Raw genomic sequence first — 14,491 nt, 5'->3', positions numbered from 1 at the left:
AAAATGTTCATTTCGTATTATACGCCGGACTTTCATCTTTTTCAAGAAAGTTTTCAAGAAATGCCGCCTGGCCGCCCGAAGACACGAAAAAACAAGGCATCCTGCCGGAGGAAGCCTTGTTATGCGAAAATAACGCGATCAAAACCTAAAGCGCGGCGAGCGTCAACAGACTGAGCAGCAGCGAGGCGGTCAGCATGGCGAAGAGCGGGCGAAGCGCCTTGGCGCGCAGCTGCCGCAGGTCGACGTTCAAGCCGAGACCGGCCATAGCCATCGCCAGCAAAAACGTCGTCAGCGAGGATACCCCGTTCATTACCGCTTGCGGAATGAGAATATATTTGCCGATGAGGAAGCTTCCGAGACAACTCATGGCGATAAAACCGAGGAGAAACCATGGGAATGCGATTTTGCCGTCCGTCCCCGTTTTGCCGGTCCGTTTCATCCAGACCATCAGCAGAAGGCTGAGCGGGATCAGCAGGAGAACGCGCCCCAGCTTGGCCAGCAGGGCGACCGCGAGCGCGTCCGGTCCGGCCGGTTCCGCAGCCAGCGCGACGTGGGCGAGTTCATGCAGGCTGGCGCCGCTCCATATCCCGTAATCTACCCCGCTCAGCGGGAGAAACGGGCGAATAACCGTGTAAGCGACGGCGAACAACGTGCCGACCAAGGCGATGATCCCGGCGCCGATGGCGGTGTCCTCCTCTTTGGATTGAAGAATCGGGGAAACGGCGGCGATGGCCGCGGCCCCGCAAACGCCGGTCCCGATCCCAAGCAGCAGGGAGAGGGAGGGGTCCCCTTTCAACCATTTGGCCAGCAGCATCGTCGCTAGGATCGAGAAAACGATAACCGCGGCGTCGCGGAGCAGCAAGCCCGGCCCTTGCTGCAGCACGACGCCGATGTTCAGCTTCAAGCCGAACAAAATGATCGCGAGCCGCAGCAGTTGTTGCGAGGAGAAACGAATTCCTGCGCGCAGTTTCTCCGGGTATCCCCAGAGTTGCCGGTAGAGGACGGCGAGCAGGATGGAGCAGGCCAACTGACCGGCCCGGTCCAACCCGGGCAGGCAGGCCAAACCGTAGCCAAGCAAGGCGATGATCAGCGTAAAGGCGATGCCGCTTCCCCAAGCGCCCGCCCGCGTGCGAACCGCAAATGCAAAAGCGGCTTTGCCGGTTTCGGCGAATCCCCGGGGGTGGCGGCGCAATCCACGGAATTTTGCCGCCGCGCGGCGGCCGCTGTCTGTTCGAATAGTCACAAAATCACCTCCGTCTGGTTTGCGTAACCAGCATAAATCGGTTTTAATAATAAGTAAAATTACTCATTTTAATCATTATAATAAGTAAATATTTATTATAGGTTCATAGGGAGGGGATACGCTTATGGATTTGTCCTTAAAAGTGTTCATAACGGTGGCCGAAAAACAAAACTTTACGCGCGCCGCCGAAGCGCTGCATATGACGCAGCCGGCCGTCAGCCAGCATATCGGTGCGCTGGAGCGGCAGCTCGGGACCAAGCTGCTGGAGCGAAGCAATAAATTCGTCCGGCTGAACAAGGCGGGGGAGATCGTCTACCACCATGCGCGGGAAATTTCCGGGCTGTACGGCCGGATGCAGTATTTGATCGATGATTTGAAGCATACCGCGTACGGGAATCTGTCGATCGGTGCAAGCTATACGTATGGAGAATACGTGCTGCCGCATGTGGTGGCGGAAATGATGAAGTTGTACCCCGGAATCCGGCCGGCGATCACCATCGGAAATTCCAGGGAGATCGAAGCGAAGGTGGGCGGACATGAGCTGGATATCGGCATTATCGAAGGCGAGTTTCGCGACGCGCAATTCCGCATTGAGCCGATCGCCGATGACGCCATGGTGATCGTGATCCCGGCGGGGCACAAGGCTGCGGGGCGCGTCGGCTTGAAATTTTCCGATTTGCGGGAGGAGACGTGGATTATCCGGGAACCCGGTTCGGGCACGCGCGAGGCGGCGGAAAAAATGTTTGCCGAACAGGGGTTTTATCCGGAGCGGCTGATGGAGTTCGGCAGCACGCAAATCATCAAGGAATCGGTCGAGGCGGGGCTGGGCATCAGCTTCCTGTCCCGGGCCGCGGTGCGCAAGGAAATTGCCCTCGGAACGCTGCGGGAGCCGGATGTCGAAGGTTTTCCGTTTACCCGCAAATTTTCCTTGATCACGCGTACGGCGCCATTTTACACCAAAGCGATGGAAGTGTTTATGGAGCTACTGCGTAGGCCCCCCTCCATTTAGACAAAATAAAACGGGCAATGGTATAATGGCACTTTATTTAGCCGGGAGGTGTCTAATCTATGAACTTTTGGGAGGGGTTTGCGGATAATATCGGCAAGATCAGGTGGGCGGATATCGGGATCGCCGTCTTGATCATCGCGCTTTTTGCGCTGTTCAACAAAGTGCTGGTGAAGTATATCTTTGCCTTGCTGAACCGACGATTCGCAGCATCCGACAAGGGGGAACTGTGGAAGCAGGTGCTTGAGCGGCCGTTCAGGTCGTTTTTCGTGCTAGCGGGCGTTTATTTGGGCGTCAAATATTTGCTGCCGCGCAGCTGGGAGCTGGCCATCGGCCTTGACCCGCTGTTCCGCAGCGCCGTCATTGCTCTAGCAGGCTGGGCTTTGTATATTTTATCGGCCCAATCGTCCGTGCTGCTTGAAGGAATCGGCAAAAAAATCCGGCTGGACGATTCCAGCATGCTGATTCCGTTCCTGTCCAAGGTGCTGCGGTTTGTCGTTATCGTCTTGACGATTGCGCTAATCGGTTCGGAATGGGGCTTCAGCATCAACGGCCTGGTGGCCGGCATGGGGCTGGGGAGCCTTGCCGTCGCCCTGGCGGCCAAGGATACGCTCGGCAATATTTTCGGCGGCATCGTGATCATTTTGGAAAAGCCTTTCGCCAAAGGGGATTGGATTCTAACGCCCGCCGCCGAAGGGGTGGTGGAAGACATTACGTTCCGCAGCACCAAAATTCGCACTTTCGCGGATGCTTTGATAACGGTGCCGAACGCCGCGCTGGCCGATCAGCCGATCACCAACTGGAGCAGGATGGGCAAGCGCCGGGTCAGCTTTACGCTCGGCGTGGCGCTGGATTCGAACCGCGTGCGGCTGGCTGCGGCCATTTCCCGGATCGAGCGGCTGCTGAGGGACAACAAGCAAATCGACCCCGGCACGATTCACGTCAAGTTCACCGATTTTAACGAGAGCAGTTTGGGCATTTTTATATATTATTTTACGAAGTCCACGGTTTGGGCGGAATATTTGTCGGCCCGGCAGGGTATAAATTTGGCCTTGCTGCAGGTGCTGGAAGAGGAAGGCATCAAGCTGGCGTATCCTTCGCACCGGGTGTTTCTGGAAGGGGCGCTGGCGGATGACGGAGGGGAAGTTTCCAGGGCATACCGGCCGTACGAGTAGACAAGATTTAAAAGCTAAAGGACACCAGGGCCGTTATTTGCGGAAAAACGGAGGTTTGTAAAATCTAACGGACAGAGATGACGTTATTTACCTCAAATCGGCCCGGGTGAGCTCATTTAGAGCGAAATAACGTCATGTGAGTCCGTTAGACTGGGAAATACCCGGGAAATGGACGAATAAGGTCGTTGGTGTCCGTTAGAGCAGTGTCCACTGATTAGAGTGAGCTGAAGTATTCGGTGCTCCGGTACTGATTCCGACCGAGAGTTGACACCCGGCAGCAGATTTGGAAGGGGCGGTGGCGGACGACGGCGGGGAAGTTTCCAGGGCGTACCGGCCGTATGAGTAGACAAGATCTAAAAGCTAAAGGACCAGAGCCGTTATTTGCGGAAAAACGGAGGTTTGTAAAATCTAACGGACAGAGAAGACGTTATTTACCTCGAATCGGCCCGGGGGAGCTCGTTTAGAGCGAAATAACGTCATGTGAGTCCGTTAGACTGGGAAATACCCGGGAAATGGACGAATAAGGTCGTTGGTGTCCGTTAGAGCAGTGTCCGCATCCCTCCAATCGCTCTAACGTAGAAGTCAGAGTCATAAAGGACGCCGTCAGGCGTTTTTCTTGCGCCCCAAAGCGCATACTGATTCCGAGAGTTGACACCCGACAGCAGAATAGGGTTTACTGACAGGAAAGAAACCGTTTACGGGGGCGAGGATGCCATGTCCTTGATCAAGCGAAGCTTATTTACCAAAATTTTATTGGGTTTGCTGACCGTCACCATCGTGCCCTTTTTGATTTCCAGCTATATGTCCTACCAGATTATCGGGCGTTCCGTGCAGGACCAGCTCGTTCAGCTGAACCAAAAATCGATGGCGATCACGATGTCGAGCGTTCATAAATACGTCCATGACATCATGCTGCTGACGTTGTCCTATTATGGTGACCCCGAGCTGATGCGCTTGCTGACCAAAAAGGAGCTGCAAACCCCGGCGGAAGCCGTGTATATCAATCAAAAAATGCAGCGTCTCTTCGGCAGCTATACGGAAATCCGCTCGGTGACGTACAAAAGCGCGCTGACCAACCGGCAGTTTAACGTGAAATCGGGGCTGAACGAGCGGCAGCTTATTCCCGATTTTGTCCATCGCCGGCTCCCCGCGGAAGAGCGACGCTATAACGAGGAGTACGCGGTCATTGAAGTGAACGGGGAGAAAAGGCTGCAGATCAACAAGCTGTTTGCGGACATTTCCAGCCGCGAAACGCTGGGCTTGACCTCGGTTACGGTACGGAATACCGAGCTGAAGCAGTTGGTCGAACCGCTGTCGACGTCCGAGCAAGGAGATATATACATTCTTTTGCAAAACAATCTGCAGTTGTTGTATTCGACTGCTCCCGCGGCCGACGATAGCGATTGGATGGCGGAATTACGCGGGAAAATCGCCGCTGCGGACGGGAACACCATGGGGCTGATCCATGATCCCAAGGGAAAGGGAATATACATTTACTTTACGGACGTTTCTTACGATCTGCCCATTACGCTGGTGAAGTTTATCCCGAATTCCGTGATCGAGCAGGCGGGCAAGCAGGCGCTGAACAAATCGCTGGCCCTGCAGGTGGCCGTGACCGGTTTTGTCGCCATCATGGCGGGAGTCATCTCGTATGTGATTTTGCTGCGGATCAAACGCATCCTGGGCCAGATCAAAAAAATCCAAATGGGCAATTTCAACATTCAAGGCGGCCCGCAAGCGACCGACGAGCTTGGTCTGCTGGAGGATCGTCTTCAGGACATGGCCGCGGAACTGGACGCGCTTTGGAACCAGCAGTACCGGTACAAGCTGGAGGTGGCGGACGCCCGGCTGAAAATGCTTCAGGCGCAGATCAACCCGCATTTCCTGTACAATACGCTGCAATCGATCGGCACGCTGGCGATCAAGAAAAACGCGCACGAGGTGAGCGACAAGCTGGCCGAGCTGGGGGCGATGTTCCGTTACAACATGGATATCGATCATGAGGAGGTTCTTTTGCAAGACGAGTTGGAGCATCTGAACCATTACATTTCGCTGCAGGTAGGAAGGTTTAAGCATAAACTGGACTACTCGCAAACCTGTCCGGACGAGGCGTTGTCCCTGCGGATGCCGAAAATGGTGCTGCAGCCCCTGGTCGAAAACAGCATCGTACACGGGATTGAAAAAGGGAACGGTATGGGGACCATCCGCGTGGAAATCGAGCTCAGTGACCGGTTGATCATCCGTGTGATCGATAACGGGCGCGGCTTCGCCCCGGACATGATCCGCGACATCCGCCATGCGTATGCGGATTCGTCCGCCAAGCTCGAATCGCGGGTCGGCATCGGTTTGGTTAATGTATTAAAGCGGCTGCAGTTGTATTATGGGTCCGGATTTGCTTGGGGCATCGAAAGCGAGCCTTATGCGCAGACGACCGTCACTTTGTCCATTCCCTATCAACCGGAGAAGGAGCGTGAACCGCATGAAAGTGCTGATCGTGGATGATGAAGAGCATGTCAGGGAAGGCGTTGAATTGGCCATTGACTGGCCCAGCTATCAGGTGGCTGAAATTTTGCAGGCCGAGGATGGCGTGGAGGCGCTTGAGATCGTGCGCCGCGAGGCGCCGGAACTGATCATTTGCGATATGAGCATGCCGCGGATGGATGGGCCGACCTTTCTGGAAAAATTGCGGGCGGAAGGATGGGATTCCAAAGTGATCGTCTTGAGCGGGTACCAGGAATTTCGTTATGCCAAGGCAACTTTGCTGGCGCAAGGGGTGGACTATCTGCTCAAGCCTTTCAAGATCGATGACTTGAACAAGGCCGTTTCCAAGGCAGTTGGGGCGATTCTGGAAAGCCGGGAAAACCGCAACGAGGAGCTGCGCAAAAACTTTCAGGTTCATGAAGCCAACACCCTGCTCCAGGAGCAGAAGATGGCTACCTATTTGCAAGCGGATTCGGTGAATCACGAAGGCGTCCGCCAGGTTTTGCAGGAAGTGGGCTTCCCCGTCAAAGATTTTTACCTGCTGCTCTTTTTGCCAAGAAACCTGACGGCGATCGTCGATCGCAGCTTTATGGGGGACGAAGCGTTGTTCATGTTCTCCGTGCGAAACATTATAAAAGACGTGCTGCGGCCATTGGGACGGTTTTATTTTTTTCGCAGCGATTCCTTTTTCTGTGTCCTGATTGAGGGAGAGGCCCCCGCCGGGGATGTGGAGTATTACAAAGCCAAGCTGGAGAAGTCCTGGCTGTCCACGATCAAGCTGGACACTTTCTCCGGGTTTATCCGGAAAAAATACGACTACATCAACATTTTGTCCGGCATCAAAGAGGCCAGAACGGAAATTCTCAACGCCAATATTTTGGACGGCGGGGCGGACGCGGATAAACCAAGCCAAGCCGTTACGCTGATCGACCGGGAAATCCTCCTGCTGGAGGCCTTAAAAAAACGCGACAAGGAACATATGGCGGATTTGATCGGTTCTTTTGTGCGGGAGCTCAGGCAGCTTGGATATTTGCCGTTAAAGAATTTGCAGCATTATACGATGGAAGTGAATCTGCTGATTGCCCGCGTTTCCCGTCAGCTTCATCAGGAGCATCAGTCAGAAATGCTGTCGCCTTGGATCAGCGATTTGGAGGAGTGGGGGAAGGAGCTGACGCATATTTTCTGGCTGATGATCGAGTCGGAGGGGGAAGGTTTGGCTTCGCTCCAAAACATCTATGCAATTCAGCATTACATCTCGTCCAATATCGGGGCCGACATCAGCCTGTCTTCGTTGGCGGAACGGTTTCATTTCAGTCCCCAATATATTTCCAAGAAGTTTAAGGAAACTTACGGAACCACGGTGATGAACTATTTGACCGGGTTAAGGATGGAAAAAGCCAAGTCCCTGCTCAGCCATTCGGACAAAGCCGTGCTTGAGGTGTCCCGGATGCTCGGGTATGAGGACGACAACTATTTTGGCAAAGTATTCCGAAAATTTACCGGCGAGTCGCCGACGCAGTACCGCAAACATCATAAGACACCCCGCCGGATGGGGGACTGAATGCATAACCTGTCCGCACGGATGGAATAACAAAGGAAGGAAGAAGCTGCCGCAGCCTCTTTCTTTCCTTTTTTGTTTAGTTTCAAATTTTACTCCAAAAGGCGATGATATCCCCTGTATTGCCCAGGTCCATAACCAATATAATGGACTTGTAAGGGGTTTCATTACCACAAACGACATCATAATCGGGGGGACAGGAATGAAAAGAACGAAAAAAGCGCTTGGTTTGATCGCGACGATGGCGTTAGTTGTTGCTTTGACAGCTTGCGGAGGCAACGCAAAAAACAATGCGGGCAATGCCGCAAATAATGCCGGCGGTGCCGGAGGCGGTAATCAACCGGAAAAACAAGCGAAAATTTCGCTGTTCCAAAACAAGGTCGAAATCGCCGAAGCTCTGGAGGGGTTGGCGGAAAAATATAAAAAGGAAACCGGTAACGAAGTCGACGTTTGGGGCTCTGCCGGCGATGCTTACATGACCCAACTGCAAGCCAAGCTGGCGGCGAAGGAAGGTCCGACGATCTTTAGCGTCGGGGCCGGCGCGGAGGCGGAAAAATTCAAGTCTTATTACTACGATATGAGTAATGAAGAGTATGTCAAAAATATCGCGCCGAACATGGCCCTGGAAGTCGACGGCAAAGTGGTTGGCGTACCGACGGGCGTAGAAGGCTTTGGTCTCGTATACAACAAGAGCCTGGTCGATCCGAGCAAAGTGACCGACTTCGACTCTTTCAAGACGACGATGGATGGCCTAAAGGCCAAAGGTGTTAACGGGCTTAGCCTTTCCCAGGAAGCGTACTTCCTGATCGGGCATATCATCAATACTCCGTTCGCCCTCCAGGAAGATCCGAAAGCGTTCGTCGAGAAGCTGAACAAGGGCGAAGTGAAAATGGCGGATACCAAGGAATTCCAAGAGTTCGCCAAGTTTATGGAAGTGATTCGGGCCAACTCCACGAACCCGATGGAAGTAACGTATGATACGCAAATGGGGGATTTTGCCACGGGAAAAACGGCGATGGTTCACCAAGGGAACTGGAGCTATTCGATGCTCGCGGACTATGGAGATCTGGACATTGGCATGATGCCGCTGCCGATTTCCGGCAACAAAAAGTTGTCCGTAGACATTCCGGGCGGCTGGGTCATCAACAAGGAAGCGAGCGAAGCGGAAATCAAAGCGGCCAACGCCTTCCTGAACTGGATGTTCACGAGCGAAACGGGCAAAAATACGATCGTAAACGAGTTCAAATTTATCCCGGCAATGACCAACATCGAAGCGACGGGCCTCGATCCGCTGTCGCAAGCGGTATTTGAAGCTACGAAGAGCGGTGAAACGATTCCTTGGGCTTTTAATTACTTCCCGCAAGGGATTATCGTAAACGATCTCGCTCCAGCAACGGCCGAGTTCTTCCTGAATCCGGATATGACCGGCCAGCAGTTCCTGCAAAACCTGGATAAAGCTTGGGCCAATGCGGCAAAGTAACCTATAGCTGACGTTTTAGGAAATCATCCCACGAAAGCCTAACTCTATTTTGATGGCGTTAGGCTTTCGTGTTTCACAGCAAATTCCCGGAAATGGGGTGGATTTATGCGCAGGAACGCAGATAAGCTCTGGTACGCGTTGTTTACCATGCCTTTGTTTATTATCTTTACGACGGTCGTAATCATACCGTTTATCATCGGGGTATATTACTCCTTTATCAGCTGGAACGGGATTCCGGCCGATCCGAAAGTGTTCGTGGGCTTTGATAACTATGCCCGTATTTTTCATGACGAGCGGTTTTATTCTTCGGCTTGGCATACGATCAAATTTACGGTTTTGGCGCTTGTTTCCGTCAACGTCTTTGGGCTGTTGTTCTCCCTGCTGGTGACCAGCGGGCTTCGCACGAGCAACCTGGCGCGGACGTTGTTCTTTATGCCGAACCTGATCGGCGGGCTGATTTTGGGCTACATCTGGAAGTTTATTTTTACCGATATTTTTAAGTATCTTGGGAACAACACAGGGCTTGATCATCTCTTTTTCAACTGGCTGATCAATCCGGAATTCGCGCTGTATGCGATGGTGATTGTGTTTACGTGGCAAATGGCCGGGTATACGATGATCATCTATATCGCGGGGATTCAGGGGATTTCGGACGAAACGCTTGAGGCGGCGAAGGTCGACGGCGCGAATATGTGGCAGCGTCTGACCAAAATCGTGTTTCCGCTGCTTATGCCGTCCTTTACGATCTGCTTTTTTATGACGCTCTCCGGCGCGTTTAAGATCTACGACGTGAACCTGTCTTTGACGAATGGCGGTCCCGTGAACTCCACCGAAATGTTCGCCATGAACATTTTTAACGAAATCTTCGGGTACGGCCGGTATGGCGTCGGCCAGGCCAAAGCGATCGTGTTCTTCCTCGTCGTGGCTGTTGTAACGCTGACGCAGGTTATCATTACGAAAAAGAAAGAGGTGCAGATGTAATGAAGCGTGCCGGCAAATGGATTCCTTCCGTCTTACTGCTCATTCTTGCACTTGTTTTCTTGTCCCCGATCTATATCATGCTCGTCAACTCCTTCAAAAACCGGGCGGAGCTGTACACCAACGCGCTGGCGCTGCCGCAAAGCCTTAACTTTGAATACTACGCGAGCGCGATCGACAAGATGAACTTCTTCCGGGTGCTCGGCAATTCGCTGCTGGTGACTATTTTGACGGTCATTTTTGTGGTGGTATTGTCGTCGATGACCGCCTGGATGCTGGTGCGGCGCGACACAAGAATCAGCAAATGGATATTTATGGCTTATGTCGCGACGATGCTGATCCCGTTCCAAACGCTGATGATGCCGCTGATGCAGGTCATGGACTGGATTCGCACTTACCTTCATCTCCCGATGCTGAACACGCATGGCGGACTCGTATACATGAACATCGGCTTTCACGCCAGTATGGCGGTGTTTTTGTACCACGGCTTCATTAAATCGATTCCAATCGCGCTCGAGGAAGCCGCAACCTTGGATGGCTGCACCAAATTCGGCGTGTTTTGGCGGATCGTATTCCCGATGCTGAAGACGATCACGATTACCGTAGCCATTTTGGACGTGATCGCGACGTGGAACGACTATTTGCTGCCATCGCTGACGCTGTCGGATAAAGCGCTGCGCACGATCCCGCTGTCGACATTCTACTTCTTCGGAGAGTTCACGATCGTGTGGAACCAGGCCATGGCGGGCCTAACGCTGACCATCATCCCTGTCGTCATTTTCTACGCGTTTGCCCAAAAGTACATCATCAAGGGCATTGCGGCGGGAGCGGTGAAGTAATTAGGGGTAGTAAAGTAACAGGCATTTGGCACAATAAAGCGTACAACCGGTGTTATGCGTACCCGCCTGCGATAAAGTAGCCGGCCGGCCGATGCATGTCAAATTAGTAAGGTAATCGGCGGTTAAAGACAAATGTCCCCTTCGTTCCCGTTGGATTAGTTGGTCCAAGTGCAAAAGTGCATCTGATTTTTCGCAAATCTCTCTTTTCGAGCGAATGAACTGCAAAAGTGCATTTGGTTTGCATGGAATTGCAAAATTATGGAATATACATGGGTAGTGAACTGCACTTTTGCAATTGAGCCGCCCGTTTCGAGGAGTTTCGACGAAATTCGCCTGCACTTTTGCATTTCGTGACCGTGGTTTGCCTCGCGGGGTTCATTACGAACCGGAAGGCTGCGCCAGTAGCCATACGGACGGATGCCAGTCCTTTTAAGGAGCCGCAACCCGCTACACGGCCAGATTGCGGCCGTTTTTTTGTTTGCGGATGCTGTAGGCGAGAAGCAGCAATTTAATGACCCCAACCGCAAGCAACGCAATCGACGCGTAATACATAAAGTGGCCTAAGCCCACGAGAAATACGAAGATGACCGGCCATGGCACGAGAACTTTAGGCAGCACGAACAGGATTAACAACGGAATGAGCGCATGGATAAATGCAATCGACAGCACCTGAATGGCGATACGCAGTTTGGTCGGCTTGAAGTGAGTTTTCCAGCGGAAAAGACCGCGGATAGACCCTGCCAAGTAAAGTAGAACGGCCAGCGCAATGGCATCGATGACCAGGAAATCTTTCTTATAAGTATCCATTCCGTCCGTGACGGGCTCCTCACCGTGAAGAATACGATCGATTCCCGCCGTGATTTGATCGTAAGCGTCGATATGGAAGAAATCCATTGAGTTGACCAGTAAAATAATACCGTAATCGCCGTCGATGATCATTTTGGAGTATGTATTTTCCGTCGAGCCGTCGTGATACACCCAATTGCGGTCCTTGTCGATGCTCCACCCCATGCCGTAATATTGGTTCCCCCACATCGGAGCCGCCGGGGTATGCATGAGCGCAGCGCTCCGCTCGGATACGATGGCCGTATTTCCGAATCGCCCTTGATTGATTTGAGCGATCAGGTATTTGGACATGTCTTCGGCGCTGGAGACCAAATATCCCGAAGGAACCGTCCCTTCATGGTTGATTATTTTCGTGGGGACCATAAGTCCGAACACCGGCTGATAGCCTGTAGCCAGGTCCTGCGCGGAGTTTGGTGAAGCATAGCTGTGCGTCATGTCCAGCGGCGCGTAAATATTTTGCTGGATGTAGTCCCCGTAAGACAGACCCGAAACAGCTTCGATAATGCCTCCCAAAATATCGTAATTCAGATTTGAATATTGGTACGCCGTGCCCACGGGTTCGGTGAGCTTAACCTGCTTAAGATTGCGGAGATGCTGCTCGATCGGCAGGCCACCTTGCGTCAGCGACACTTGGCCTTCATAGGTGGATAACCCGCTCGTCTGGTGAAGCAAATGCTTGATGCGGATTTGCGCGGACGCCGCTTCATCGGCAACCCGGAACCAGGGCAAATACTGCCGGACCGGAGCCTCGAGATCGATCTTCCCTGCATCGGCCAATTGCATGACGGCCAGGGCGGTGAACGATTTGCTGACCGATCCGATGACAAACGGGGTCTGCGCCGTCACCGGCGTGCGTCCCGGCCCGGAAATGCCGTAACCGTTTTGATAGAGAACTTGGTCTCCCTTAACGATCGCTAGGGAAGCGCCGGGAATTTGCAGCTTCGTCATCGATTCATACATAAAAGCGTCGATTTGCTCCTTGTCGATTTCATGGCTTTCGGCCCCCGCCTTAACCGGGACGGCGCATACGATGAGAGCCGTGGCCATGGACAGCAGCAAGGTTTTAATAAACGATGCGAGGGCCTTCTTTTTATAAGAAACGGATTTCATATGGTTACTCCTCCTAATTATTGGTACGGGACTTATTGTACCTGCGGAAGCGCGGGCTCCGCGCCGGCAAATGGTCGGATTCGCGGCTGGACTTGGGTCTGGGGAAGCTGCCCTGCTATGGCAAGGGGCGGTTCGATTACATTGGCGATTGGAGCTATAATAGCTTTAGTTTTACATGCGGGTGAAAAACGTGAAAAAAAGACCGCGAGGGGAGATGGAACGTTTGAACGATCTTGAACATCATTCGAGACCTAAACCGGAACCCAAACCGGAACCGGAATGGAAGACATTGAAGGAGGTCTTTGACCGGGCTGAATACCCGCTAACGGGCCATGGCAGAAGAGAAGTGGATGTGCTGAAGGCGGCGCTCGCCGGAGTGGACGGCGGACTGGAAAGCGATATGTACGGCGCGGGGAAAGTAATCGAAGACTTTGAAGCAAAGATGGCCGGGGTTTTAGGGAAGGAAACGGCGGTGTTTTTTCCCAGCGGTACGATGGCGCAGCAAATCGCTTTAAGAATTTGGTGCGACCGGCGGGGTGTGGCCCGGGTGGCCTACCATCCGCTTTGCCATCTGGAGATCCACGAAAAAGACGGGCTCAAGGAGCTGCACCGGATCGAACCGATTTTTCTGGCGGACCCAAACCGGCTCATCGGCCTGGCGGACGTCATGAATTTGCCGGACGATATCGCCTGCCTGCTGCTGGAGCTGCCACAGCGCGAGATCGGCGGGCAGTTGCCGGAGTTCGGCGAGCTTGAAGCGATTTCGGCGTACTGCCGGGAGCGGGGGATCAAGCTGCATTTGGACGGGGCGCGGCTGTTCGAGATCCTGCCCTACTATCAAAAATCCGCCGCAGAGGTTTGCAGTCTGTTCGACAGCGTGTATATTTCCTTCTACAAAGGGATCGGCGGCGTTGCCGGAGCGATTCTGGCGGGGCAGCCGGAGTTCACGCAAGATTCCAAGGTATGGAAAAGACGCCATGGCGGCGATTTGATCAGCCTTTATCCATATATCCTCAGCGCGGATTATTATTACGAGCAAAGAATCGGGAAAATGGAGCTCTATTACGAGCAAGCGCGAGAACTGGCCGGAATGTATAACCGTTGCCGCGGCATCACGACCCTGCCGGAAATTCCGGTATCCAACATGTTTCACGTTCATGCCGGGCTGTCCAGCCGGCGGATGGAGGAAGTGCTGATCGGGATTTGCAGGGAGACCGGAGTTGGCCTTTCGCATTATGTAAAGGAACGGGCGGCGGGAGGAAGCTATTTTGAAGTCAGCATCGGCGACCGTTATGCTACTGTTCCTAAGGATAAGCTTTGGCAAGCCTTTGAATTGCTGGGTGAGAAGCTGAAAGGAGAGACGGGGATTTGAAAAACAAAGTGATTTTTTTAACGACGGACAGCATGGGCAGCGGTGAACGGGAACTGGGTACGCAGCTGCTGGAAACCTTCGCAACGCTGCTGAAGCAGCGGGAACAGCTGCCGGCTGCGGTTTTTTGCGTAAACCGGGGGGTGTTGGCATTGACGGAGCAATCGTTCGCTTCGCTGCATCTGAAGGAGCTGGAGGGGCGCGGTGTACCCGTGCTGGCCTGCGGCACCTGCGTCAATTATTACGGGATCCAAGATCAGCTGGCTGCCGGCGAGGTGTCCAGCATGGGGCGTTTCCTGGAGCTGGCGGAACAATACGAAGTGATCACGATCGCTTAAGGTTTCTAATGGATTCGCGCCGACTCGTTTATCGGAAGGGCAAAAAAAGCATACTATACCTTACTGAA

At 53.2% G+C, this 14,491-nt stretch carries 11 protein-coding genes; 9 read left to right on the top strand and 2 right to left on the bottom strand.

From position 1 onward, the window contains the following. Positions 1 to 145 precede the first annotated feature (145 nt). Complete coding sequence (locus ACLD72_RS21110; RefSeq protein WP_410999505.1) at positions 146 to 1,102, bottom strand: YeiH family protein; 957 nt, start codon at positions 1,100 to 1,102, stop codon at positions 146 to 148. Positions 1,103 to 1,367: 265 nt separating this feature from the next. Between ACLD72_RS21110 and ACLD72_RS21105 the strand changes: the two genes are divergently transcribed. The 7 genes from ACLD72_RS21105 to ACLD72_RS21075 all read left to right on the top strand — a co-directional run bounded on the left by ACLD72_RS21105 (position 1,368) and on the right by ACLD72_RS21075 (position 10,760). Next, positions 1,368 to 2,252, top strand: a complete 885-nt coding sequence (locus ACLD72_RS21105) for a LysR family transcriptional regulator (RefSeq protein ID WP_410999302.1) — start codon at positions 1,368 to 1,370, stop codon at positions 2,250 to 2,252. Positions 2,253 to 2,311: 59 nt separating this feature from the next. Then, positions 2,312 to 3,424, top strand: coding sequence for a mechanosensitive ion channel family protein (locus tag ACLD72_RS21100; protein WP_410999304.1), 1,113 nt, complete (start codon positions 2,312 to 2,314; stop codon positions 3,422 to 3,424). 714 nt (positions 3,425 to 4,138) lie between these two features. After that, positions 4,139 to 5,926 carry a sensor histidine kinase gene (locus ACLD72_RS21095; protein ID WP_410999307.1) on the top strand — a complete coding sequence of 596 codons (1,788 nt, stop codon included), beginning with the start codon at positions 4,139 to 4,141 and terminating at the stop codon, positions 5,924 to 5,926. After that, the gene (locus tag ACLD72_RS21090) at positions 5,904 to 7,466 is read left to right on the top strand and encodes a response regulator (RefSeq protein ID WP_410999507.1); all 1,563 of its coding nucleotides are present in this window, start codon (positions 5,904 to 5,906) and stop codon (positions 7,464 to 7,466) included. The genes ACLD72_RS21095 and ACLD72_RS21090 overlap by 23 nt, the downstream gene beginning before the upstream one ends. A 199-nt stretch (positions 7,467 to 7,665) precedes the next feature. After that, positions 7,666 to 8,943, top strand: coding sequence for an extracellular solute-binding protein (locus ACLD72_RS21085; protein WP_410999309.1), 1,278 nt, complete (start codon positions 7,666 to 7,668; stop codon positions 8,941 to 8,943). A gap of 105 nt (positions 8,944 to 9,048) precedes the next feature. Further along, complete coding sequence (locus tag ACLD72_RS21080) at positions 9,049 to 9,924, top strand: carbohydrate ABC transporter permease (RefSeq protein ID WP_410999310.1); 876 nt, start codon at positions 9,049 to 9,051, stop codon at positions 9,922 to 9,924. Beyond that, a complete protein-coding gene (locus tag ACLD72_RS21075; RefSeq protein WP_410999312.1) occupies positions 9,924 to 10,760 on the top strand; it encodes a carbohydrate ABC transporter permease in 837 nt (278 codons plus the stop codon). Before ACLD72_RS21080 ends, ACLD72_RS21075 begins: the two co-directional genes overlap by 1 nt. Before the next feature lie 447 nt (positions 10,761 to 11,207). Here the strand turns inward: ACLD72_RS21075 and ACLD72_RS21070 are convergent, their stop codons facing one another. After that, positions 11,208 to 12,716, bottom strand: coding sequence for a serine hydrolase domain-containing protein (locus ACLD72_RS21070; RefSeq protein ID WP_410999314.1), 1,509 nt, complete (start codon positions 12,714 to 12,716; stop codon positions 11,208 to 11,210). A 223-nt stretch (positions 12,717 to 12,939) separates the two neighbouring features. On the opposite strand from ACLD72_RS21070, the gene ACLD72_RS21065 reads away from it, so the two are divergent. Both ACLD72_RS21065 and ACLD72_RS21060 read left to right on the top strand, forming a co-directional pair. Then, positions 12,940 to 14,088 carry a threonine aldolase family protein gene (locus ACLD72_RS21065; RefSeq protein ID WP_410999316.1) on the top strand — a complete coding sequence of 383 codons (1,149 nt, stop codon included), beginning with the start codon at positions 12,940 to 12,942 and terminating at the stop codon, positions 14,086 to 14,088. Then, entirely contained in the window at positions 14,085 to 14,423 is a 339-nt protein-coding gene (locus ACLD72_RS21060; RefSeq protein WP_410999318.1) for a DsrE family protein, read from the top strand. The genes ACLD72_RS21065 and ACLD72_RS21060 overlap by 4 nt, the downstream gene beginning before the upstream one ends. Positions 14,424 to 14,491: the final 68 nt, after the last annotated feature.

The sequence above is a fragment of the Paenibacillus lacisediminis genome (assembly GCF_046567315.2).
The sequence above is the reverse complement of the archived record's forward strand: the minus strand, read 5'-3'. Positions and strand labels throughout refer to the sequence as shown.